Raw genomic sequence first — 23086 nt, 5'->3', positions numbered from 1 at the left:
AAAACGGGCTCCGTGTCAGCACAGGGAGCCCGCAGTATACCCCGTTAGGGGATCAGGGGGAGACCACCAGGCCAATCTGGCCCTCGGGCAGCCACTCGTACACCACCTCGGCCTGCTGGCTGCAACAACCGCCATGACAGCCGCCGGTCTGGCATTTACGCACCCGCCCCTTGCGCATCCAGACCCCCATGATGCCCTCGAGCATGCCCTCGGGGATCCGGTGCCGCCGGGCCAGCTCCTTCTGGCTCAGGCGCCCCGCCGTCTGCAGGCTCTGTCCCACCTCGTGCAAGATCATAACAGCACCACCTTGCGGGACAGGCGGGCCCCCCGGCGCCGCAGCAGCCAGACGATGGCCCCCAGGGCCAGACCGTAGGCCAACAGCCAGCTCACGCTCTGCACCGGATGCACCGTCAGGTGGCTGAGCTGGTAGTAGAGGGTGGAGACCATGAAGGCGCACAGGTTGCACCACATGGCGGTGAACAGCGCCCAGCTGCGCCCCGTCTCCCGCACCAGCGCCCCCATGGCGGCGGCACAGGGCATGTACAGCAGCACGAACAGCAGGTAGGCAAAGGCCCCGGCCGCGCCGGCGAAGTGGGTCTGCATGTTGCCGAAGATGGAGACGTCCACCGCCTGCTCCTCGGCGGCGGTGGCCTGATCCGCCGTTTCACCCAGCTCGATCCCCATGGGATCCGCCGCGTTGATGCCCGCCAGGTTGGCGGGGATGGTGGCCAGCGCCTCCTTGAGGCTGGCCAGCAGATCAAACTCGGCGGCCTCATCCTCACCCGGGGTCTGATACAGGTTGTTCAAGGTGCCCACCACGGCCTCCTTGGCGAAGATCCCGGTGATGATGCCCACTGTGGCCTGCCAGTTGTCCGGCTGCACCCCCAAGGGCGAGAGCACAGGGGTCACCTTCTGGGCCACCACGCTCAGCACCGAGCTGTCGCTGTCCTGATGGCCGAAGCTGCCGTCCGTACCCAGGGAGTTGAACAGGTTCAGCACCGCCACCACCAGCACTATGGTCTTGCCGGCGCCCAGCACGAAGCCGCGCAGCTTGTGCCAGGTCTTGATCAGCATGTTCCCCAGCCGCGGCAGCTCGTAGTCCGGCATCTCCATCAGCATGGACTCGCTCTTGCCTGGCAGCAGGGTACGGCGCAGCAACAGACCGGTGAGCACCGCCACCAGGATGCCGATGAGATAGAGGGCGAAGACCACGTTCTGTCCCGAGTTGGGGAAGAAGGCCACCGCGAACAGGGCGTAGACAGGCAGGCGGGCGCCACAGGACATGAAGGGGGCCATGGCGGAGGTGATGAGCCGCTCCCGCTCCGAGCTCAGGGTACGGGCCGACATCACCGCCGGCACCGTACAGCCAAAGCCCATCAGCATGGGCACGAAAGCCTTGCCCGGCAGGCCGAGGTAACGCATCAGCCTGTCCACCACGAAGGCGGCCCGTGCCAGGTAGCCGGAGGCTTCCAGCATGGAGAGGAACAGGAACAGGAAGCCGATGACGGGGATGAAAGTGGCCACCGTCTGGATACCGCTGCCGAAGCCGTCGGACACGGTGGCCACCAGCCACTCCGGCATGCCCAGCCCTGCCAGCAGATGGCGGCTGCCATCCACAAACAAGGCACCGGCCAGGATGTCGAAGAAGTCGATGAAGGCACTGCCCACGTTGATGGCGAACATGAACATCAGGTACATGACCGCCAGGAAGATGGGGATCCCCAGCCAGCGGTTGAGCAACCAGCGATCCAGCACCTCGCTGGCGCTGGCCCCCAGCTTGCCGTGTTGCTTGAGGCAGGCCTGGCAGTGCTGATGAATGAAGCCATAGCGCACATCCGCCAGGTGCAGATCCAGATCCACCAGGGCCTTGGCCCGGTTACGCAGGTTGATCACCCCATCGGGCTGGGCCAGCTGCAGGTTGCCGGCCAGCTGGGCATCCTCCTCCAGCAGGCGCAGGGCGCAGCCCCGGGCGGTCAGGTGCGGATGCGCCAGACCGGCGGCCAGCTCGGCAATCACAGGCTCCAGCTCGGCGCCATAATCCAGCCCCGCCAACGGGGCCTGGGGTTGGCCCATCATGGCCCCCAGCATGGCCTTGAGGGCGCGGGTCTGCTTGCGGTTATGGGCCGACAGGGCCACCACGGGACAGCCCAGCACGGCACTCAGCCCGGCCACGTCTATGGTCTGGTGGCGCTTTGCCACCACGTCGGACTTGTTGAGCACCACCAGCAACGGCAGGCCCAGCTCCCGCAGCTGCAGGGTCAGGTAGAGGGAGCGCGCCAGGTTGCTGGCGTCCACCACGTTGACCACCAGATCCGGCTTGTGGGTCAGCACATAGCCCAGGGCCACCTGCTCGTCCACCGAGGCCTCCCGGCCTTCCAGGGCATAGATGCCCGGCAGGTCGACGATATCGAACTGATCACCGCCTTGTTCAAAGGTGCCGGTCTTTTTGTCGACCGTGACACCGCTCCAGTTCCCCACGTGCTGGTTGGCACCGGTGAGGGCGTTGAACAAAGAGGTCTTGCCGCTATTGGGGTTGCCGACGGTTACCAGATGCCACTTCATACGGACTCCACCTCGATCTGACCGGCCAGCGCCAACTGCAGGGAAAGCGTGATACCATCGGCCGCGACCTGCAACGGATCGCCAAAGGGCGCGCTGCGCAGCAGCCGGACTTGGGTGTGGGGCAAGAGGCCCATGACCATCAGTTTGCGGCGTACCGCCGGTTCGACGCCCGCCAGGCTGCCGATGCGCGCCGCTCGGCCAGGTTCCAGTTCAGATAGCAGCATGGAGACTCCTTAACACCATTGATAATGGTTCTCAGTAATCGCCATTATAGTCGAATTCCCTAAAGAAAAAAGGGTGATCTGGATCAACTAACCTTTACCTTTTGCTTACAGAATACGCAGGAGCCGCCCATGGCCGACAACAACTCCCGGCTGGTCTATTCCACCGACGGTCAACATCTCATCACCCAGGCCGAAGCCAGCGCCTCCCCCTTTGCCGCCGACGGCATAGTCCGGCTGCGGCGGGAGACCAAGGGACGCAAAGGGGCCGGCGTCATCACCATTCATGGGGTGCCCAGCGCGCAGCAAAAGTCCATCGCCAGCCTGCTGAAGAAGAAATGCGGCACCGGCGGCGCCCTCAAGGACGGCATCATCGAAATCCAGGGCGACAAGCGGCAGATCATCGAGACCGAACTGGCCAAGGCCGGCTTCACCACCCGCTGGGTTGGCGGCTAGCCTATCCCGCGCCAACGCTAGAACAGGCTGAGCTGCTCGCCGGCCAGGCCGTCAAAGCTCAGGCCAATCCAGGGCAGGATCGCCTCGGCCACCGGCCGCAGCTGCTTGTCGATGTAGTGCTGATAGTCGATGGCCTGCTGGCGATGGCCCACGGGCTCGGGGCCCGCCAGGGTCTGGTAATAATCGATCTCGCCGCGCCGGGTATACAGGGGCGGCAAGCCGGCCGCCTGTCGCGCCGCCTCCAGCTTGATGGCCGCCTTGACGTGAGGCGGCTGACTCAGGCGATAGGCCGCCAGGGGCCGCCGCAGCTTCTTGTGGTAGACGAGCCAGTGATCCAGCTCGCCCTGCCGGGTCTGATGCACCATCTGTTGCACAAACTCCGCCACATCCTCATCGTGAAATACCCGCCAGTACAACCCCTGCTGGAACTGCTTGGCCAACTCGGTCCAATCGCTGCGGATGCTCTCCAGCCCCTTGAAGATCAGCTCATCCCCTTGCGCCCCACTGACCAGGCCGGCGTAGCGCTTCTTGCTGCCTTGCTCCTGGCCGCGGATGGTAGGCATGAAGAAGCGAGCATAGTGGCGTTCAAACTGCAGCTCCAGGCAGGAGGTGACACCAAACTCGTCGGCCAGCCGCTGCCGCCAATGGGCGTTGATGGTTGCCGCCAGCGCGCTCCCCTGACGCTCTGGGTCGCTGACTTGCTCCGGCGTCAACCAGACGAAGATGGAGTCGGTGTCGCCATAGATCACCTGATAGCCCTGCCCCTGCAACCAGAGCCGACTCTGCTGCATCAACCATTGGCCACGCAGCGTGATGCTGGAGGCCAGCCGCGCATCGAAGAAACGGCAGCCCGGCGAGCCCAGGACGCCGTAAAAGGAGTTCATCAGCAGCTTGATGGCCTGGGAGAGGATGGCATCCTGCTGGGCCTTGGCCTGATCCCGCGCCTGCCACAGCTGGGCCAGCAGCCCGGGCAGGATGGCCACCTCGGGGGCGAAGCGGGCCGCCAGAAAACCGGGAATGGTGTCCGCCTGCCGCCGCAGCCCCTCCACCAATGCCAGGGGATCGATGGCGAAGGTGCGGATGAGACTGGGATACAGACTCTTGAAATCCAGCACCAGCACATGCCGGTACAGGCCAGGCACCGAGTCCATCACATAGCCACCCGGCGAGGGCGTGATGGGCCCCTGGGGGCGATCTGGCGCCACATAGCCGCGGCGATGCAGCCGGGGCAGATAGAGATGGCTGAAGGCGGCCACCGAGCCGCCAGGCCGATCCAGCGCCAGCCCGGAGAGCTGGGCGCGGCGCTGCAGGAACGGCAGCAGGGCCAGCCGCGCGAACAGCTCCCAGACCAGACGACAATCCTGCAGGTTGTAGCGTGCCAGCTGCACGGGATCCTGCTGATGCCACTGCACTATGGCCTGCTCGCGGTGCTGCACGGCGGTTCCCTGTAGCGCCTTGCCCTCCCCCAGCACCTGGCGGGCCACCGACTCCAGGGCATAGCTATCAAAGTGCATGCCGGCGGACTTGAGGGCGGCGATGCCGTCGATGGCCACCCGGCCGGGCAACAGCAGGGTGCCCGTGTCCTTGCCCTCCGCCGAGGGCCAGAAACGGGCCAGCTGGCCCGCCCGTCCCCAATCGGCGGCCAGACCATGCAGGGCCAGACGCTGCAGCAGCAGCCGGCAATCAAAGTTCACCAGGTTCCAGCCCAGCAGCAGATCCGGATCCCGTTGTCGCAGACAGACCCCCAGTTGCTGCAGCAGGCTGCGCTCATCGGCGACCCATTCGATCTGCAGATCCGCCGGCGCCGGCCGTGGCGAGCCCACCAGGATGACGGTGTGCCAGTCTTGGTCACACAGGCCGACACACAGCAGACGGCCATCCGGCGCGCACTCCACATCCAGCGACAAGGCGTTGCCCTGCCAGGCGTGCTCCGCCGGCGCCAGTTGCTGGACCAGGACCTCCCGGTAGCCGGCATGCTGATACGCCTCGCCGGTGAAGCGCACCCCGGCGGTGATGAATCGCTCCATCAGGTAGCGATCCACCGCCCGAATATCCGCCTCCAGCAACGCCAGCCCCTGCTGAGTCAGCAGGGTGCGCGCCCTGTGCTCGCTGCTCAGGCTCGGGAAATAGCAGGCGCAGACCGGCTGCTGGGCAAACGTCTTCAGGGAGAGGGGGCGCAAGCGGCCGGCCAGGCCATGGTCCTGCAGCAGGCGTGCAGCCAATGCCTGCTGTGCCTGGGGGAGAAAAAACAGAGGTTCGTGATCCGGAACCCGCAACAGGGCAGGCCCGCTCTCGGTGGTGACCCAGAACTGCAGCTCACAGCGGCCCTGGCGATCCAGGGCCTGACGAGTCAACAAGAAGCCGGTTTCCTCCACCGGCTGGTGTCGGCTCATGGCAGCCGTAGGCGGTGACGCCGCCTACTCCTTCTTGCCAAAGCCGGACGTCTTGAGGCTGAAGCCGGTCTCGTTGCGCCAGGCATCCAGGCCGCTGCGGTTGTTGCCCGCCACCAGGCTGGCCGCCAGGCTGGGGCTGTTGAACAGGTAGTCCTCGGTCAGGCGGTAACCCGGCGCTTCCACCACCAGGAGACCCTTGGCCAACAGGCTCTGCCGCAAGTCGATCACCGCCTCGCGCAGCGAGTCGGCCTGCTCTGCCACCAGGGTAGAGCCCCCCAACAGCATGAAGCCGGGCTGCTGGCGCTGCCCCACCGGATAGCCGCTGGCCACCGCCCCCTTGACGTGAAAATGATACAGCTCGCGCTCGCCGGGACGGCTCTCCTGCAGGGCCTTTTGCAACGCCATCAGCTCGTCGAAAATGTCGATGGGTACCACGGCGGCCTGACGATGACCGCGGCTATCCACGATGAAACTGACCTGCTTGCTCAACATCATCCCTACATCCTCACCTGCTAACCATGCACTCCCGGCGCGTCGATCTAGTCTGCCTGTTGTCGGGCCTGGAACCAAGTCATCAGTGAGGAAAGACGCATAAAGCTGTGATAAGGCTCGGGTCGTGCTGGCAAAGTGACCCCGGGCCGCGTCACCACCAGAGTCATGAGTCCAGCCCGCAGGGCGCTGAGCATGCCGGTCTCGGAATCCTCCACCGCATAGCACTGATAGGGCTCCCGCCCCAGGGCCCGCACCGCCCGCTGATAGGGCTCGGGATGGGGCTTGGCCTGGGTGACGTCGTCCCGGGTGATCACCGCCTGAAAGTAGTCCTGCCAGCCGAAGGCCTTGAGCACCGGCAGCACCTCGTGGCGATAGGCGCCGGTCACCAGGGCCAGGGAGGCCCCCAACTCCGTAAGGCCCGCCAGCAGCTCATCGGCCCCCGCCTCCTTGCGCGGCAGGGCTGTGGTCAGCAGGGTCATCAGGCGATCGCCCTTGCGGGCCGCCAGCTCCGCCGGCAACACCGCCAACTTGAATTCCCGCGCCAGCACGGCCGCGGTGCTGAGGGTCCCCATGCCGGCAAAACGGCGCAGGTACTCTGCCTCATCCAAGGCCACACCAAACACTGACAACTCCTCTGCCCAGGCGGCATAATGCAGGGGCTCGGAGTCCACCAGGGTGCCATCAAAATCCAAACAGACTGCCATGTGCGCCATGCACTGCTCCTTAGTCATGCGGCCGCCAGGCCCGTCACCGTCCTCTTTATTAAAGAAGAGGTCCTCCCGCGGCTCAAGGCAAAAACCCCGCCAAAATAGGGCCAGATCAAGGATTTGGCGCTCAGCTCACCCCATCCATAAAAACATAAAAAGTCACTTTTAGTGACTAAATATACTTGCGCAGCCTGGCATTTTTCCTCATCATAACGCCAGTTTTTCTGTTGGAATACCGGCCATGGTTCGCGAAAGAGATGCAGTATTGGTGAATGCTTTTCGGCACTCGACTCCCTATGTCAATCATCACAGAGGCTCCACCTTCGTGATCATGATCGGCGGCGAAGCCATCGCCGACGAAAACTTCAACAGCATAGTGACCGACATCGCCCTGTTGCAGAGTCTGGGCATCCGCCTGGTGCTGGTGTTCGGCGCCCGTCCGCAGATCGACAACCAGCTGGCCCAGGCCGGGATCCGCTCCCGTTTTCACAAGCGCATCCGCATCACCGACAGCGACAGCTTCCGCATCATCAAGCAGGTGTGCGGCGGCCTGCAGCTGGAGATCATGTCCCGGCTCTCCATGGGCCTGGTGAATACCCCCATGGCCGGCGCCCGGGTCAACGTGGTCAGCGGCAACTTCGTCACCGCCCAACCCCTGGGGGTGGACGATGGCATCGACTATTGCCACAGCGGCCGGGTCCGCCGCATCGATACCCAGGGCATCGACGGCCAGCTCAACCACAACGCCGTGGTCCTCATCTCCCCCATCGGCTTCTCGGTGACCGGCGAGAGCTTCAGCGTCAATGCCGAAGATCTGGCGGCCCAGGTGGCCATCCACCTCAAGGCCGATAAGCTCATCGCCTTCTGCTCCAATCAGGGGGTGGTGGGCCAGGCAGGCCACGTGGTCTCCGAACTCTTTCCCGAGCAGGCCGAAGAGTGCCTGGCACAGCTGGAAGCCCAGGGCGAAGACAGCTCGGGTACCGCCCGTTACATGCGGGCCGCCATCAAGTCCTGCCGGGCCGGGGTGCCCCGCAGCCACCTGGTGAGCTATCGGGAAGACGGTTCCTTGCTGCAGGAGCTGTTCACCCGAGACGGTATCGGTACCCAGATAGTACGGCAGAGTGCCGAGCAGGCCCGGCGTGCCACCATAGATGACATCGGCGGCATCTTGGATCTCATCCGCCCCATGGAAGAGGAAGGCATTCTGGTGCGTCGTTCACGGGAGCAGCTGGAGATGGAGATCGATCTGTTCCAGATCATCGAGCGCGACGGCATGGTCATCGGCTGTGCGGCCCTCTACCCCTTCCCCGAGGAAGGCATGGGCGAGATGGCCTGCGTGGCCATCCACCCGGACTACCGCAGCTCCAACCGTGGCGACCGCCTGGTGGCCAAGATTGAAGAGCAGGCCAGGTTGCAGCGGCTGCAGAAGCTGTTTGTGCTGACCACTCGTTCCATTCACTGGTTCCGGGAGCGAGGGTTTGAGCCGGTGGAAGTCCCAGATCTGCCGGTGGCGAAGCAGAAGCTGTACAACTACCAGCGGCGTTCCAAAATCTTGATGAAGTCCTTGTAATCCGGACAAAAAAAGGCGGGGCCGCAATAGACTACGGCCCCGTTTTGGCAATGGAGATTTCTGGTTTCCACGCCGTGGAATATAGCAGCGGGATCTGGGCCATTAGGTGGCACGCGTCACACTTTGCGTCCACTGTTGCATCTGGTTAACAAAAAATGCCAGTCCAGATCACACTTTGAAAGTGTTTTCACTCAAAGAAATTCGCCTCTCTCGCCAGTCGACAGCATTTTTTCGCCCAAGTGGTTGACAGCTAAGTGACTCGTAAGTGAATCTTTACGCCCCGGCACAACCAGTGTCGGTACCAGAAGAGGCGCGTTGCCCAGGCAACCGGCGGGAGGAGCCAACTCCGACAATCGCCGGCCAGGGGGAGCAACGCCGAGGTACAGTGCACCGTTGGCGTCTACTGTATCGGCTGCGAGGGCTGAATCCCTCGGGCTGCCACCTAATTTCGGGTGGAGTGCTTCTGGCAAGAAGTTGCCTATCCCTCTTGCCTTCCTGCACTCCTCCCCTTGTTTGACGTGACTGAAGCTGGCCCCTGCCAGCAGACAAGGAGTGTGAGTTGAGTCAGCTTACCGTTGCCAAGTTTGGCGGGACCAGCGTCGCCGATGCCCAGGCCATGGGCCGCTGTGCCCAGATCGTGACCCAGAATCCCCAGACCCGCGTGGTGGCGCTCAGCGCCAGTGCCGGCGTCACCAACCTGCTGGTGGCCCTGGCCCAGGGCACCCTGAGTGCCGAGGAACGCCAGGCCCACCTGACTCGGTTGACCCATATCCAAGACGCCATCCTGGACGCCTTGGGCCGTCCGGCGGCGATCTGTGGTGAGATCCAGACCATTCTGGCCGAAGTGGCCCAACTGGCCGAACAGGCGGTCCAAGAAACCGACGCTGCCTTGGTGGATCGCCTGGTGGCACAAGGCGAACTGATGTCCACCCGCCTGTTCACCGAGCTGCTCGTCCAGCAGGGCCATACCGCCGTCTGGTTTGATGTGCGCCGCGTGATGCGCACCGACAGCCTGTTCGGCAAGGCCACCCCGGCCATTGAGGCCCTGCGCACCCTGAGTCAGCAAGAGCTGGCGCCCCTGCTGGCCGAGCACATCGTCATCACCCAGGGCTTTATCGGCGCCAATGCCGAAGGCCAGACCACCACCCTGGGCCGTGGCGGCAGCGACTACAGCGCCGCCCTGCTGGCCGAGGCATTGAATGCCACCGAGCTGGAGATCTGGACCGACGTGCCCGGCATCTACACCACGGATCCCCGGCTGGTCAGCTCCGCCCACCCCATCAACGAGATCAGCTTCGCCGAGGCGGCGGAAATGGCCACCTTCGGCGCCAAGGTGCTGCACCCGGCCACCCTGCAGCCGGCACTGCGCAAGGGCATTCCCGTGTTTGTCGGCTCCAGCAAGGATCCGGCCGCCGGCGGTACCTGGGTGCGCGGCCAGACCGACAGCACGCCGCTGTTCCGCGCCGTGGCCCTGCGCCGCAACCAGCAGCTGCTGACCCTGCAGAGCCCCAGCATGCTGGGGGCCAGCGGTTTCCTGGCGGAGGTGTTCAGCATCCTGGCCAAGCACCGCATCTCGGTGGATCTCATCACCACCTCGGAGGTGAGCGTGTCGCTGACCCTGGATCACACCGGCAGCCAGTCCAGCGGTAAGAGCATGCTGAGCGACGCCGTGCTGGCGGAGCTAGGTGCCCTGTGCAAGGTTCGGGTGGAAGAGGATCTGGCCCTGGTGGCCCTGATCGGCAATCGCATGAGCGAGGTGAATGGCGCCGGCAGCCGGGTGTTCAACACCCTGGATGACGTCAACATCCGCCTCATCTGTTACGGGGCCAGCCCCCACAATCTTTGCTTCCTGGTGCGGGAGGCAGATGCCGTCAGCGTGGTGCAGCGATTGCACCAGCAGCTGCTGGATTAAGCGCACTTTAAGTCCTTTTACTCCTTGGGCGCAGCTGGTCTGCGCCCTTTTTTGTGCCTCGCCGGCGCACTTTGCTATGCTGGACTCCCGTCACTGCACCGAGTATCCCCCATGATCCTCTCCACCACCCCCACCCTGGAAGGCAAGCAGATCGTCGAATACCGCGGCATCGTCGTCGGCGAGGCCATCCTGGGCGCCAATCTCTTCAAGGATCTGTTCGCCGGCATTCGCGACATCATAGGCGGCCGCGCTGGCGCCTACGAAAAAGAGTTGGGCAAGGCCCGGGAGATCGCCATGCAGGAACTCAGGGAGAAGGCGTCCGCCCTGGGGGCCAACGCCGTGGTGGGCATCGATCTGGACTATGAGGTGGTGGGCCCCAACGGCGGCATGCTGATGGTGAGCATCAGCGGCACCGCCGTGCTGGTGCGCTAACCCCTGGAATACCGGCGCCCGCCCCTAGCCGGACAAGCCCATCAGGCGAGCCTGCACCTGGGCAAAATCCGGCCTGATGGCGGGCACGCTCCCCAGACAGTCGTGCATCAGCATCTCCAGCGCCTGCCGCAGTTCGGCGGTCACATCGCCCAGTTCGATCAACTCCTCCAGCAGACAACCGAAGGCACGCACCTCCAGCCGCTCCAGCGCGGGTCCCAGGGGGCTGGCCGGCCCATAGCAGGACGCGGCACCAAAGTCCCCCAGCAAGGCACCGCCCTGCCCATTCTGCAGGATATTGTGGGCATAGAGATCCCCGTGCAGTATGCCCAAGCCGTGCAGGTGTGCCGCCACCGCCGCCAGCTTCTGGGCGATGCCGAGCACGGCGTCGGGCGTCAGCCGCAGCCCATCCTCATACACGTCACGGGTGCAGGAGGCCAGGCTGGGCGGCCCGGCCAGGGTGGCATAGTCAGGATCAATCAAGGCCATCACCAGGGCCTCCACCCCAGCGGGATGGTCGGAGATCTCGCCGATCAGCTCGATGAGCGCCGGATGCCGGCCCGCCGCCAGCGCGGCCGCCTTCTCGCAGTGGGGCAAGCCGTCGCTGGTGACCGCCCCTTTAAACAGCTTCACCGCCACCGGCTGCACCCCTTCCCCCTGCTGCCAGTCGGCCGCCACAATCCGGCCGGAGGCCCCTTCCCCCAGCACCTTGCCCGGGGTTAACGAGGCCCAGGGGACGGCCCGCACCGCCACCGTTGGCTGCGGCGACGCGCAGCAGGGGTTACCGGCAAACGCCAGCCAGCTCAGGCGCGGCAGCGCCAACAGCCACGCCGGCAGCCGAGTCAGTCGGTTGGCCGACAGGCGGACCAGCTCCAGCTGCCGGCAATCGGCCAGCGTCTGGGGCAAGCCCGTGAGGCGATTGCCGGCCAGCATCAACTTTTGCAAACCGCGGCACTGACCCAGGGCATCGGGCAACGCCGCTATCTCGTTATCGGTCAGCACCAGCCAGCGCAGGTTCAGCGGCAGCGCCGCCGCCGGCACCTCACGGATCCGGTTGGCCTTAAAGCCGATCATGGTCAGCGCCGGACAACGCCCCAGCACCTCGGGCAGCCGGGTAAAGCGGTTCTCGGAGCAGAAGAGGATGCGCAGCCGGGGGAACTCGGCCAGCGCGTCGGGGAGTTCGGCGAGCTGGTTGCCGGTCAGATCCAGCACCTCCAGCGTCTCCTTGAGCATCAGGATCTCGGGGGGAAAGCAGGTCAGATTTTCACGCAGTTTCAGGTGACGGGCACCGCACAACGCACCCGAGCGCAGCTGCTCCAGAGTATGCATAAGTATTTCTCAATCTGGCTGGCCTGTGTTGGCCAGATCGGCCACTGCACCAGCGACGCGGCGACCATCAAAGGGAGGGTATTATAGAGAATCGGGACTAAGATAGCCTGCCATACCGGCGGCCGACCTGGCCTCGGACCCCGTCAGATCACCCCAGCAGGCCCCACCGGCAGCAAATGGCCGACGTAAAAAAGCCCATGTTGCCATGGGCTCTCTGCGCTAAGACCTCACTCGACTCTAACGCCGGCTTATTTCCACCCCATGGTGGATCAACCAATAAAATACTTTATATTCAGTTAGTTAAAAACACATGAGTGATTGATGCCATGAAAATGCCATGTGAAATTTTTCCGTTGTCAGTAGGTATCAAGCCCAGCACCCATGCCAAAAGGAGCCAATGATTGCCACCCCTATTGATGCAGTGAAAGATCATTTTTTAACCCGATTTGACTCACCCGATGGTGCACTGCAACCGCAGTGCCACTCCCACTTAAATCCAGTTTATTGTGTTTTATTGGCTTATGATCGGTTATAGAACACAAGATAATGGAATTAAATTAATTGAATGAATTTTCTTATAATTCTACAATATTGTGGGTTAAGTGACAGGAATAGCGATACAACACATTATGTTGGATTTAAACTTCAGCAAACCGGATGAGATCGTCAAGCGACTGTGTGAGCGCCTGCGCATGGAACGACTGGCCCAACAGATGACCCAAGCGGATGTTGCCGGTCGCGCCGGTATCGGCACCAATACCGTCTCCAACCTGGAGGCCGGGCGCAATGTCGGCTTCGAAAACCTGGTCCGCGTCGCCATGGTGCTGGGCCGGACCAAAGAGCTCGAAGCACTGTTCCTGCCTAAGCTGGAAAGCCTTGACGATATTCGCCGCTATGAAGAGAGTGCCACACGTCAGCGCATCAAGAGGAAGCCCGGCCATGCTTGAGCAAGTTAAGGTTTACTACGAAGGCTGGGGTGAACGCTGGCTATGGGGCACGCTGGTGTCAACCACCACCCTCACCGGCCGTCCGCAGATCCTGTTTGAGTACAGCCATGAGGCCAAAGCCCGCGACCTGGAACTCTCCTCCTATACCCTACCATTGCAAGGTCCTCAACTACGCCGGGATTTCCCCTCTCACCAGTTAGGCCTGCCTGGTCCGGTCTATGATGCGTTACCTGACGGTTGGGGCATGCTGTTGATGGACAGGCTTTTCAGGCGGCGTGGCCTCATCACGGCACGCATCGGCCCCTTGGCGCGACTGGCCTATATTGGCAGCAATGCCATGGGGGCCATGACCTTCGAGCCCGTTGCACCCGAGGGCGAATTGTCACAGCAGCACATCCCGCTCGATCAGCTCGCCGCTGAGGTGCAGGAAGTGCTGCAGGGTGAGGATGGCGAATTTCTGCAGCGACTATTGCAGATGGGCGGCTCACCCCAAGGCGCCCGCCCCAAAGCACTGATCTATCGCGATCCGGACACCGGCACCTTTACCACCGCCGCCACGCCGGGCTTCGACGCTTGGCTCATCAAATTCCCGGCCAAGGATGAGCACGCCGAGGTCTGCGCCATCGAGATGGTCTATGCCGAATGTTTGCGGCTGTGCGGCATCCCGACGCCTGACACTGAGTATTTCACGTTGCCCAACGGACTGGCAGCCTTTGCCAGCAAACGCTTTGACCGCCAGGACGGCCTGCGCATCCCCATGCAGAGTCTGGCCGCCTTTACCGGCGCCGACTATCGGGCACCGGGGGCCTTGGACTACGTTAATTTCCTGCGAGCGACCCGACTCTGTACCAATGACGTGCGGGAGATGGCCTTCGCCTTCGAGCGTGCCGTCTTCAATGTGGTATTCAATAACCGGGACGACCATCCCAAGAACTTCGCCTACCTGATGTCACCGATCGGTCAGTGGAAACTGGCTCCGGCCTATGATGTGACCTTCTGCGAAGGGCCAGGCGGCTATCACCAGATGGATGTGCTGGGTGAGGCGCTGGCCATCGATCGCGCCAGACTGTTGCGACTCGCCGAGGAGGCGGAAGTACCGGCACAGAGTGCTAACCGCACCATTGACGCCATCAGCGAGGCGGCCTGTCAGTGTTCGGCCATCGCCGAGAGGCTTTTACCTCAGGCAATCAGCCCCGCAACGCTGCGCATGATCCAAAGCCGGATCGACCAGAATCTGGCGCTGCTGCGTTAGCTGGAGAGAAAGTCGAAGGGGCATTATCCCGACGAACTTTGCCAGACGCCACAGACAAGAAAACCGATACCATGTCGTCGGCATTTCTCATGCCTTCCATGGTATCGGTGCTTGTTTCATCGCTGACATTAATCCATTTCTGGATTGAATTGCTGAAATTGGAGTAGAGTTGCCTTCATTCAAACCGCTGCTCGTGCTCCATATCCTCCCGCTTTTCACTTGCCTTCTCGCGTTCGATCCAATCAACCAGTTTTGCAGACACTGTTCGAGCCGCTTCTGCGATTTCTGCTCTATCATGCCCAATCAATTTTTTGATCGCATCAGCTCTAGGTTGCATCACATTCGCTCGACTACCAGACCAGGATGAAGGTGCAACACGCTTGGCGAATGCCTCAAGAACAACGGCAGGATCAGGGGATGCCTCCAGCAGCCTGAGCGCAGGCTCTGACATCGTAAGCCCTTCTTCACCCTCTCCCCACAAGTTAATGCCCGACGCAATAGGCGCCCACACACCGATATCGTTTTTTGCCTTGCACCATGCAATCAACACATCCACATCGATTTTGGCGAGAGTAGACTGCCGATAACCACTATGGCCAATAAAGAACTTTCGTCGTTTTTGTTGCTCTTCACTACCTTCGAAAACACGATTAAGAAATGCCTCTGGCATCAATGCTGCGGTGGTCTCAATGGCATTCTCACATGAATGAACGTGACCATAGTGCTGATCAACAACGGAAAAGATAGTGTCCAACCACTCCTGCTTCTCGGCCTCATTGCCATCGAAACGTAACACAGCATTGATGACGCACTCCATGTTATAGCCGCTCAACTCACCAGAACTCTTATGATCTTGTTGAAGACTCAAGATTGCAGCTCTTAGCCCTATCTGGCGAAAGTCGGGACCCAGCGTATCTACTCCAATATCTTTGCCATGTAACCTCAGGCTCAGAGCCTCCAACACCACGTCATCGCCACTCGGTCTACTTAAGAGCCGCATAGCAAGATCGAGAACTCGGCTTCTGGGCAAATTTGCGTACTCATCCCGCCACAGAATTGGTTCATACATATTCGGATGAATATCAGGATCATCCAGAAGCGCCAAGCAACGCTCCAAGTCGGTTTCTATAAATTTTCTATGAGGATGCAAATAGACCAAATCGTGTCGAAGTGCAGGATGTTGTGCACACTGATCGAGCAGCTCCTGAGCAAGAGTTGGATCGATAACGGCAGTCTCTTCGATAAAACCATCAAACACTAAATAGTTCTTATGGTCATCGGGTTGCTTATCGAGCTGATCGATGAGTTGCTGCCAGCAGGTTCGCAAGTCATGTGCCCCCCTCGCTAGCCCTATCCCAAATGCTCTTCGATAAGGCATCCGATCGCAGGAGAACAGGTTGGGTCCCAACTCGTCAAGTTGTAAGCCTGATGCCGCAAACACCTCACCCAATTGGAGCGCCTTGCCGTTAAGTTGGCTATCGGCCTTGAAATACTTGTCAGTGTCGTGATGATTCCAATCATCATCGTATAGAGCCAAAGGGTTATGTACCCTGCTCAACACGTACATCATAATTGTCGGAACCAGATCATGAGGCTCCAACGCCTTCTCCAGTGCGGCGAGGTTATCCGGCAGCGGCTCAAAATCATCACCGTCTTTGTGTTTGGTATGGTCAAAATAGATCGTGGAACGGACAGCTTTCCAACCTTCACCCCAGGGGTAATGTGCGTGTAACTTGTAAGCAGCCTCAACGAGTTTGTTCCTCATCGCTACGTGACGCCACATCCCTCGAAAAGTGTTCGCCATGATCAGCCTTGCTGGTTCTGCAAGCTCAGGAGTGCCGGAAGTTCCCAATTGCACAGCCACGTTGATAAAGGCGCTGCGCCACTCAACAAGTTCATCATGATTGGGGTAAAAGCCAAAGTCTCTTGGACGAGCTCCAAACTCATTCCCGCCAAACCTGGTCCATCGATCCTCCAAGGCTGTAGAGAGCATCTGAAAACCCAGCGACCTACGACCAGCAACGGTTGATAAAAGACATTCATTCATGATGACAATGCGCTGCGCTAACGTGGCATGCGTACCAGATAGATACGCCTGAAAAAATGGCGTGATCTGATTACGCACCGAATTGATGCTGTTGTTCTCCTCTTCATGGTCAGCCACATGAATGAGTAGGCGGATACACCGTTCGAAAGCGCTCGGTTCATACGCCAACAATTGCAACAGGTTGAGTATTGTTGTCCGCCGCGGGTTGTAACCCGGCTTCATACCTTTAAAGTCATCTACGGTCAGCACCGCCTCGATCCTGTCGAGCAGAGCGTCCTGTGCGACAGGGGCAATGTAGTCAAGCATTCGCGCCGACATATCGTCCAACGCGGTTATCCGCCCCAACAGCCCATCTGGCTGAAGCCAGCTCTCAGCGATCTCTTTTGCTACTGGGTGGTCATGCAATAGGCCAAGCCTGTGTGCAAACGACATGAGTAAACGCTGACGCCCAGCCACTTCAAAGGTCGCCCTGAGTTGAGCAGCCGGAATGCTATCAAGTGCCACTGACGCCAACTTGTTGGCAATGGCATGAGGAAGGATGGCTCTCCAATGGGATCTTTTCTGCACAATGTGACGGTCCAATAACTTATTAACGGACCGATACAACTGCCTTTCAGAATGTCCGGAGATAGAACCCAACACCTCAAGTTCGTTTTGGCTTTCCTCGATCGTTTCGACCGAGAACGAATAGACCAGGGACAGTATTTCAGCTTGTTCCCGAAGGTCATCATCCGGATGGTTTCGCTGTTCAAACAAACGATCAAATAACTGCGCATCCGAAAGTTGAGCCAAGCTCTCGCCTTCCGCTACCCTCTCGGCGATGGCCAGAGATACCCTCGCATTTCCATCAGCAAACACTGCGATGCGGCGGGCATTATTCTGCCCAATGTTGGGAAAACGACGGAGCAGAAGCTGTTCTGCCACTTCTGGTCCAACCGCTTCAATATGGATGACCGCTGTCATCTGAGGCTTGTCGTCTCTGATGTCATACTCAACCGTAATAAGGCTCACCTTACCACCTGCGGCTGATATCTTGCTGGCCAGCGAAGAGTGCAACGCTGAAGGACAGTTATCGAGGATCATGATGGCCTCTCGGCCTTCTGCAATCAGTCGATCAAGCATTGCTGTCGCAGAAGGATCCGGATCCTCACCGGTATCGACATAGACCGCAATAGTCCGGTCAAGAGCATTTGTGCCGACCGTTTCATCGAAGAGAGCCTGAACAATTCTGGTCTTGCCAACACCAGATAACCCCGTGATGCGAACCGCCTTATTGGTAGACCGAATCAGCTCTCGCATTGGATCGATAGCATCACTAATACTGAGCGTTAACCCTTTTTCTGAGGGCAAGGTAACAGTGACGCCAGGGGCCGAAATCAATGTATCCGTCGCGTCCGCTGGTGGATTACTCCATGCGCCGTATGGCTGCCAACCAGAGTATCCCTGACCCAGCTTTCTTTTTGTCCAGAGCATGATAGACGGGTGTTGTCGCAACCATTGAGCCAGTTTTGAGCGGTCGTAGAAGTCCAGGTGAAGATTGCCGCTATTAGGGTCATCCGCTACTGCAGCCTGCATAGCTTGGAGGCGATCCTCCTTCATAAGAGGAGAGCAATCATCCTCTAAGCTGACGATGATATAGCTCCCACCCCTGGCAGCTTGCTCAGATATCGTCGGCGACAATTGCCCATCGGTGAGCATTTCTTTGCTGATAGAGGCCTTCGGCATCGAATGCTTTTTAGCCTGAAGGATCGTATCGGACCTCTTCAGAAAACCTGTTTTTAACTGTTCAACCGGAACTTGCACATGAATATCAATGCCACCATCAGGAGCATTGATTGAACCGGACCAATTTACATACGCAGGGCTATGACCATGCGCAGCCACTTCGGCCTCGGCGAGGCGGGCAATCAACTCTTCTAGTTGAAGATCGGATAAGCGGAGCAAGTCGTCTTTTTCAATGTCAAAAATTGCCACCACTTATTCCTCATGAATCGCCGCAGGATCTCCAGACGCTGACGTACTGGGGTAAAAACTGTCTTTTCAACTTTACTGAGAAGAGTCCACTATTGGAACCATATGATTGACTCATATATGTAAAACAATCGACTCATCAATGAGTTAATGCGAACTCAGTGATTCATCACGAAAACAGATCAAGCTTCATCATGGAATGGAGGCAACGGATAGAATTTTAGCCGCTAAAAATCCGTGAGTTATCAGTGCCCACCGCAACCTCGACCGAATAGCGCACTCCTCCTGCAGACTCGTTTCGCTATACCGGTTGTGTCCTGAGCCGAATCACCGCTATTATCGGCTCATTACATGAGCCGAATATGTGTTCGATTCGGCTCATCTGGCGTGATCTTGTAACCGAAAAGGAATGGGCAAGCAGATGACCGCTAACTGGATCTGGCAACAGCAAGGCTGGCCGCACTTTTGCTGGCAGACTGAACCACTACAGCCACGGCTACGGACGGCGCAACGCAATCTGGGGCTGCTGCTTGGCACCCATGCTGCCCAAGGCTCGACGCAGGCACAACAAGACCAGGCGCTGGATACCCTGCTGGCGAATATCCTCGCCTCCTCGGCCATTGAAGATGAACGGCTCAATGCGCAATCGGTGCGCTCATCACTGGCCCGTCGGCTTGGCGTATCCGAAGAGCAGACCTACCCCATCTCGGATCGCTCCGAAGGCCTGGCTGCCATGATGCTCGATGCCATCGACAATCGACATCAGCCGCTGACCCTGGAGCGCCTGCTGCAATGGCATCAGTGGTTGTTTCCCGCCGCTGACTGGACATTACAGCGCGTGCGCGTGGGTCAGCTGCGCGGTGAAGAGCCGATGCAGGTGGTATCTGGACGACTGGATCGCCCAACCGTACATTTCGAGGCTCCGCCACGCCAGGGACTCGAATCGGCATTGGCCGCCTTTATCGACTGGTTCAACGCCAGCCTGAACGACCCCAGCCAGGATCCACTGCTGCGTGCCGCCATCTGCCACCTCTGGTTTGTCACCTTGCACCCGTTTGATGATGGCAATGGTCGCATCACCCGCGCCCTCACCGATCTGGCACTCTCCCAGGCCGATAGCCAGAGCATCCGTTTGTATGCCATGTCGGTAGCGATCCTAGAACGGCGCGCCGATTACTATCGGGTGCTGGAGCAGGCCCAAAAAGGCGGCCTGGATATCACTGCCTGGCTGGTCTGGTTTCTGGATACATTGAATGCCACATTAGAACTGGCCCAGCAGGCGATCACCCGCACTCTGGCCAAGAGCCGGTTCTGGCAGCAACACGGTAGTGAGCGGCTGAGTACCGAGCAGATCAAGGTGCTAAACCGGCTGTTAGACGGGGGCGAGAACTGCTTTTTGCAGGGCATCAGCGCCAGCCAATATCAGAGGGTGGCCAAGGTCAGTAAGGCCACGGCCACGCGCCATCTGGCCGGCTTATTGGAGAAAGGCTGTCTTGAGAAATTGCCAGGAGGCGGCAGGAATACCCGCTATCAGATCAAGATGGGGTGAGCGGCGTGAGAAATAGTGCAGAGATCAGATAAAAAAAGCCCATGTTGCCATGGGCTCTCTGCGCTAAGACCTCACTCGACTCTAACGCCGGCTTATTCCCACTCGATCGTTGCGGGCGGCTTGCCGGAGACATCGTAGACCACGCGGCTGATGCCGTTGATCTCGTTGATGATCCGGTTGGAGACATGACCCAGCAGCTCGTAGGGCAGGTGCGCCCAGTGGGCGGTCATAAAGTCGATGGTCTCCACGGCACGCAAGGAGACCACCCAGTCGTACTTGCGACCGTCGCCCATCACGCCCACGGAGCGCACCGGCAGAAACACCACGAACGCCTGGCTCACCTTGTGGTACAGATCGGCCTTGCGCAGCTCTTCGATGAAGATGGCATCGGCACGGCGCAGCAGGTCGCAGTACTCCTTCTTCACCTCGCCCAGCACGCGGACCCCCAGGCCTGGGCCCGGGAAGGGGTGACGGTAGAGCATGTCATAAGGCAGGCCCAGCTCCAGACCGACGCGGCGTACTTCATCTTTGAACAGCTCGCGCAGCGGCTCCACCAGCCCCATCTTCATGTCTTCGGGCAGGCCGCCGACGTTATGGTGGGACTTGATCACATGGGCCTTGCCGGTCTTGGAGGCGGCAGACTCGATGACGTCCGGATAGATGGTGCCCTGAGCCAGCCACTTGACGTTGGTCAGCTTCTTGGCCTCGTCGTCGAACACCTCGACGAACACCCGGCCTATGATCTTGCGCTTGGCTTCCGGATCCGCCTCGCCGGCCAGGGCGCTCAGGAAGCGCTCCTCGGCATCCACCTTGACGATGTTGAGACCGAAGTGGTCACCGAACATCTCCATCACCTGCTGGCCTTCGTTCAGCCGCAGCAGACCGTTGTCGACGAACACGCAGGTCAGTTGCTTGCCGATGGCGCGTTGCAGCAGCATGGCCACCACGGAAGAGTCCACGCCACCGGACAGGGCCAGGATCACCTCGTCATCCCCCACCTGTTCGCGAATGCGGGCCACCGCATCCTCGATGATGGTGCTGGGGGTCCACAGGGAGTCACAGCCGCAGATATTTTTTACGAAGTTCTCCAGCATGCGGGCGCCCTGGCGGGTGTGGGTCACCTCGGGGTGGAACTGCACGCCGTAGAAGCGGCGGGACTCGTCGCTCATGGCGGCATGGGGGCAGCTGGGAGTGTTGGCGGTGGTGGCGAAGCCGGCCGGGATCTGCGCGACCTTGTCACCGTGGCTCATCCACACATCCAGCATGGCCTGGCCTTCGGCGCCGACGGCGTCTTCGATATGGCTGAACAACGCGGTCTCGGCCTTCACCTCGATCTGGGCATAGCCAAATTCGCGGTGAGTGGTGGCCCCTTCCACCTTGCCACCCAGCTGTTCGGCCATGGTCTGCATGCCATAGCAGATGCCCAGTACCGGCACGCCGGCCTCAAACACGTATTGCGGTGCCCGGGGGCTGTCGGCTTCGGTCACGGACTCGGGACCGCCGGAGAGGATGATGCCGTTGGGGTTGAACTCACGGATCTGCTCTTCGGTGACGTCCCAGGCCCACAGTTCACAGTAGACCCCGATCTCCCGCACACGGCGAGCGATCAGCTGGGTCACCTGGGAGCCGAAGTCCAGGATCAGGATGCGTTGGTCGTGAATGTTTTTGCTCATGATGGCCCTGATAATTAACTGACCGGCACACGTCTGTGCCGGTGATAAACACGAAAGGAATAAAGCAAGACGGGGCCTGCGCCCCGCCTGTCACGTTAGCCCATGCGATAGTTGGGCGCTTCCTTGGTGATGGTCACATCGTGCACATGGGATTCCTTGATCCCGGCGCCGGTGATCTTGACGAACTCGGCCTTGGTGCGCAGATCGTCGATGGTGGCACAGCCGGTCAGGCCCATGGCGGAGCGCAGGCCACCCATCTGTTGGTGGATGATCTCCTTGAGCAGCCCCTTGTAAGCCACCCGGCCTTCGATCCCCTCCGGCACCAGCTTGTCGGCGGCGTTGTCGGACTGGAAGTAACGATCGGAAGAACCCTTGGACATGGCGCCCAGGGAGCCCATGCCGCGGTAGGACTTGAAGGAGCGTCCTTGGTACAGCTCGATCTCGCCGGGAGACTCCTCGGTGCCGGCGAACATGGAGCCCACCATGACACAGTTGGCACCTGCCACCAGGGACTTGGAGATGTCGCCGGAGAAGCGGATACCGCCGTCGGCGATGACGGTGATCTTGCTGCCGGCCAGCGCATCCACCGCATCGGCCACCGCAGTGATCTGCGGCACGCCGCAGCCGGTGACGATACGGGTAGTACAGATGGAGCCAGGACCGATCCCCACCTTGACGGCGTTGACACCGGCCTCGGCCAGCGCCAGGGCACCGGCGGCGGTGGCCACGTTGCCACCGACGATCTGCAGCTGCGGGAAGGCTTCACGGGTCGCCTTGATGCGATCCAGGACACCCTGGGAGTGACCGTGGGAGGAGTCGATGAGCAGCACGTCGACCCCGGCTTCCACCAAGGCCTTGACCCGCTCTTCGTTGCCGGCACCGGCGCCGACGGCGGCACCAACCCGCAGACGGCCCATGGCATCCTTACAGGCGTTGGGCTTGCGCTCGGCCTTCTGGAAATCCTTGACGGTGATCATGCCCTTCAGGTGGAACTGGTCGTCGGTGATCAGCACCTTCTCGATGCGGTGCTTCTGCATCAGGGCCTGCACCTCTTCACGGGAGGCATTTTCCCGCACCGTCACCAGGCGGGACTTGGGCGTCATCACCTCGTGCACCTTGATGGAGAGATCGGTGACGAAACGCACGTCACGACCCGTGATGATGCCTTCAAGCTCGCCGGAATTGGTAACCACGGGGAAGCCACCAAACCCATTGCGGTAGGTCAGCTCCTTGATGTCGGCGATGGTCATCTCGGGGTGAACCGTGACGGGATCCGCCACTATGCCGCTCTCGAACTTCTTGACTCGGCGTACCTTGTCGGCCTGTTCTTCGATGGACATGTTCTTGTGGATGAAACCGAGTCCGCCTTCCTGAGCCAGGGCAATGGCCAGCCGGGCACCGGTAACGGTATCCATGGCAGCGGAGACCATGGGAATGTTCAGCTGAATATCATGCGTCAGGCGAGTACGCAGATCGGCGGTATGGGGCAAAACGAGGGAGTGTGCCGGAACCAACAACACATCGTCGAAGGTCAGGGCTTCTTTAGCAATCCGTAACATGGCAATATCTCACCTAA

At 60.4% G+C, this 23086-nt stretch carries 17 protein-coding genes and 1 riboswitch; of the genes, 7 read left to right on the top strand and 10 right to left on the bottom strand.

Annotation, left to right across the window (positions count from 1 at the left end; genetic code table 11):
- Nucleotides 1-52 precede the first annotated feature (52 nt).
- Genes ABHF91_RS06170 through ABHF91_RS06160 form a run of 3 tightly spaced genes read right to left on the bottom strand, consistent with a single transcriptional unit; the run spans nucleotide 53 to nucleotide 2786 of the window.
- Complete coding sequence (locus ABHF91_RS06170) at nucleotides 53-295, bottom strand: FeoC-like transcriptional regulator (protein WP_409422588.1); 243 nt, start codon at nucleotides 293-295, stop codon at nucleotides 53-55.
- Complete coding sequence (gene feoB, locus ABHF91_RS06165) at nucleotides 292-2562, bottom strand: Fe(2+) transporter permease subunit FeoB (protein WP_409422587.1); 2271 nt, start codon at nucleotides 2560-2562, stop codon at nucleotides 292-294. The genes ABHF91_RS06170 and feoB overlap by 4 nt, the downstream gene beginning before the upstream one ends.
- Nucleotides 2559-2786, bottom strand: a complete 228-nt coding sequence (locus ABHF91_RS06160; protein ID WP_409422586.1) for a ferrous iron transport protein A — start codon at nucleotides 2784-2786, stop codon at nucleotides 2559-2561. The genes feoB and ABHF91_RS06160 overlap by 4 nt, the downstream gene beginning before the upstream one ends.
- 129 nt (nucleotides 2787-2915) lie before the next feature.
- Here ABHF91_RS06160 and ABHF91_RS06155 point away from each other — a divergent pair, with 129 nt between their 5' ends.
- Entirely contained in the window at nucleotides 2916-3239 is a 324-nt protein-coding gene (locus tag ABHF91_RS06155; RefSeq protein WP_409422585.1) for a translation initiation factor, read from the top strand.
- Between the two features lie 17 nt (nucleotides 3240-3256).
- Here the strand turns inward: ABHF91_RS06155 and ABHF91_RS06150 are convergent, their stop codons facing one another.
- The 3 genes from ABHF91_RS06150 to ABHF91_RS06140 are packed head-to-tail and all read right to left on the bottom strand — an operon-like array spanning nucleotide 3257 to nucleotide 6837.
- Complete coding sequence (locus ABHF91_RS06150; protein ID WP_409422584.1) at nucleotides 3257-5632, bottom strand: DNA polymerase II; 2376 nt, start codon at nucleotides 5630-5632, stop codon at nucleotides 3257-3259.
- Nucleotides 5633-5656: 24 nt separating this feature from the next.
- Nucleotides 5657-6124, bottom strand: a complete 468-nt coding sequence (locus ABHF91_RS06145; RefSeq protein ID WP_409423089.1) for a DUF4357 domain-containing protein — start codon at nucleotides 6122-6124, stop codon at nucleotides 5657-5659.
- A gap of 47 nt (nucleotides 6125-6171) precedes the next feature.
- Nucleotides 6172-6837 (bottom strand): HAD family hydrolase, encoded by a 666-nt coding sequence (locus ABHF91_RS06140; RefSeq protein WP_409422583.1) that lies wholly within the window; start codon nucleotides 6835-6837, stop codon nucleotides 6172-6174.
- A gap of 235 nt (nucleotides 6838-7072) precedes the next feature.
- Between ABHF91_RS06140 and argA the strand changes: the two genes are divergently transcribed.
- From argA to ABHF91_RS06125, 3 genes are all read left to right on the top strand, one after another.
- Nucleotides 7073-8401: an amino-acid N-acetyltransferase gene (argA, locus tag ABHF91_RS06135; protein WP_409422582.1), complete on the top strand. Its 1329-nt coding sequence runs from the start codon at nucleotides 7073-7075 to the stop codon at nucleotides 8399-8401.
- 297 nt (nucleotides 8402-8698) lie between these two features.
- A riboswitch (Lysine riboswitch) is annotated at nucleotides 8699-8872 on the top strand.
- Between the two features lie 88 nt (nucleotides 8873-8960).
- Complete coding sequence (gene lysC, locus ABHF91_RS06130; protein WP_409422581.1) at nucleotides 8961-10313, top strand: lysine-sensitive aspartokinase 3; 1353 nt, start codon at nucleotides 8961-8963, stop codon at nucleotides 10311-10313.
- A gap of 111 nt (nucleotides 10314-10424) precedes the next feature.
- The gene (locus ABHF91_RS06125) at nucleotides 10425-10745 is read left to right on the top strand and encodes a heavy metal-binding domain-containing protein (RefSeq protein WP_409422580.1); all 321 of its coding nucleotides are present in this window, start codon (nucleotides 10425-10427) and stop codon (nucleotides 10743-10745) included.
- 24 nt (nucleotides 10746-10769) lie between these two features.
- Here the strand turns inward: ABHF91_RS06125 and ABHF91_RS06120 are convergent, their stop codons facing one another.
- Nucleotides 10770-12071, bottom strand: coding sequence for a leucine-rich repeat-containing protein kinase family protein (locus ABHF91_RS06120; RefSeq protein WP_409422579.1), 1302 nt, complete (start codon nucleotides 12069-12071; stop codon nucleotides 10770-10772).
- A gap of 629 nt (nucleotides 12072-12700) precedes the next feature.
- Here ABHF91_RS06120 and ABHF91_RS06115 point away from each other — a divergent pair.
- Both ABHF91_RS06115 and ABHF91_RS06110 read left to right on the top strand, forming a co-directional pair.
- A complete protein-coding gene (locus ABHF91_RS06115) occupies nucleotides 12701-13018 on the top strand; it encodes a helix-turn-helix domain-containing protein (RefSeq protein ID WP_409422578.1) in 318 nt (105 codons plus the stop codon).
- Nucleotides 13011-14270 carry a type II toxin-antitoxin system HipA family toxin gene (locus ABHF91_RS06110; protein ID WP_409422577.1) on the top strand — a complete coding sequence of 420 codons (1260 nt, stop codon included), beginning with the start codon at nucleotides 13011-13013 and terminating at the stop codon, nucleotides 14268-14270. Before ABHF91_RS06115 ends, ABHF91_RS06110 begins: the two co-directional genes overlap by 8 nt.
- A gap of 175 nt (nucleotides 14271-14445) precedes the next feature.
- Here the strand turns inward: ABHF91_RS06110 and ABHF91_RS06105 are convergent, their stop codons facing one another.
- A complete protein-coding gene (locus ABHF91_RS06105; RefSeq protein ID WP_409422576.1) occupies nucleotides 14446-18291 on the bottom strand; it encodes a hypothetical protein in 3846 nt (1281 codons plus the stop codon).
- Nucleotides 18292-18709: 418 nt separating this feature from the next.
- Here ABHF91_RS06105 and ABHF91_RS06100 point away from each other — a divergent pair, with 418 nt between their 5' ends.
- A complete protein-coding gene (locus tag ABHF91_RS06100; protein ID WP_409422575.1) occupies nucleotides 18710-19837 on the top strand; it encodes a Fic family protein in 1128 nt (375 codons plus the stop codon).
- 92 nt (nucleotides 19838-19929) lie between these two features.
- Here the strand turns inward: ABHF91_RS06100 and guaA are convergent, their stop codons facing one another.
- Both guaA and guaB read right to left on the bottom strand, forming a co-directional pair.
- Entirely contained in the window at nucleotides 19930-21510 is a 1581-nt protein-coding gene (guaA, locus tag ABHF91_RS06095; RefSeq protein WP_409422574.1) for a glutamine-hydrolyzing GMP synthase, read from the bottom strand.
- 95 nt (nucleotides 21511-21605) lie between these two features.
- A complete protein-coding gene (gene guaB, locus ABHF91_RS06090) occupies nucleotides 21606-23069 on the bottom strand; it encodes an IMP dehydrogenase (protein ID WP_409422573.1) in 1464 nt (487 codons plus the stop codon).
- Nucleotides 23070-23086 lie beyond the last annotated feature (17 nt).

Source organism: Pseudaeromonas aegiceratis (genome assembly GCF_046254905.1).
GTDB classification, from domain to species: domain Bacteria; phylum Pseudomonadota; class Gammaproteobacteria; order Enterobacterales; family Aeromonadaceae; genus Pseudaeromonas; species Pseudaeromonas aegiceratis.
This window is presented reverse-complemented; position numbering and strand designations above follow the sequence as displayed.

What these genes read in the sequence shown, in the direction of transcription:
- ABHF91_RS06170 (WP_409422588.1), bottom strand. Translation starts at nt 295, where the DNA reads ATGATCTTGCACGAGGTGGGACAGAGCCTGCAGACGGCGGGGCGCCTG.
- feoB (WP_409422587.1), bottom strand. Translation starts at nt 2,562, where the DNA reads ATGAAGTGGCATCTGGTAACCGTCGGCAACCCCAATAGCGGCAAGACC.
- ABHF91_RS06160 (WP_409422586.1), bottom strand. Translation starts at nt 2,786, where the DNA reads ATGCTGCTATCTGAACTGGAACCTGGCCGAGCGGCGCGCATCGGCAGC.
- ABHF91_RS06155 (WP_409422585.1), top strand. Translation starts at nt 2,916, where the DNA reads ATGGCCGACAACAACTCCCGGCTGGTCTATTCCACCGACGGTCAACAT.
- ABHF91_RS06150 (WP_409422584.1), bottom strand. Translation starts at nt 5,632, where the DNA reads ATGAGCCGACACCAGCCGGTGGAGGAAACCGGCTTCTTGTTGACTCGT.
- ABHF91_RS06145 (WP_409423089.1), bottom strand. Translation starts at nt 6,124, where the DNA reads ATGTTGAGCAAGCAGGTCAGTTTCATCGTGGATAGCCGCGGTCATCGT.
- ABHF91_RS06140 (WP_409422583.1), bottom strand. Translation starts at nt 6,837, where the DNA reads ATGGCGCACATGGCAGTCTGTTTGGATTTTGATGGCACCCTGGTGGAC.
- argA (WP_409422582.1), top strand. Translation starts at nt 7,073, where the DNA reads ATGGTTCGCGAAAGAGATGCAGTATTGGTGAATGCTTTTCGGCACTCG.
- ABHF91_RS06125 (WP_409422580.1), top strand. Translation starts at nt 10,425, where the DNA reads ATGATCCTCTCCACCACCCCCACCCTGGAAGGCAAGCAGATCGTCGAA.
- ABHF91_RS06120 (WP_409422579.1), bottom strand. Translation starts at nt 12,071, where the DNA reads ATGCATACTCTGGAGCAGCTGCGCTCGGGTGCGTTGTGCGGTGCCCGT.
- ABHF91_RS06115 (WP_409422578.1), top strand. Translation starts at nt 12,701, where the DNA reads ATGTTGGATTTAAACTTCAGCAAACCGGATGAGATCGTCAAGCGACTG.
- ABHF91_RS06110 (WP_409422577.1), top strand. Translation starts at nt 13,011, where the DNA reads ATGCTTGAGCAAGTTAAGGTTTACTACGAAGGCTGGGGTGAACGCTGG.
- ABHF91_RS06100 (WP_409422575.1), top strand. Translation starts at nt 18,710, where the DNA reads ATGACCGCTAACTGGATCTGGCAACAGCAAGGCTGGCCGCACTTTTGC.
- guaA (WP_409422574.1), bottom strand. Translation starts at nt 21,510, where the DNA reads ATGAGCAAAAACATTCACGACCAACGCATCCTGATCCTGGACTTCGGC.
- guaB (WP_409422573.1), bottom strand. Translation starts at nt 23,069, where the DNA reads ATGTTACGGATTGCTAAAGAAGCCCTGACCTTCGACGATGTGTTGTTG.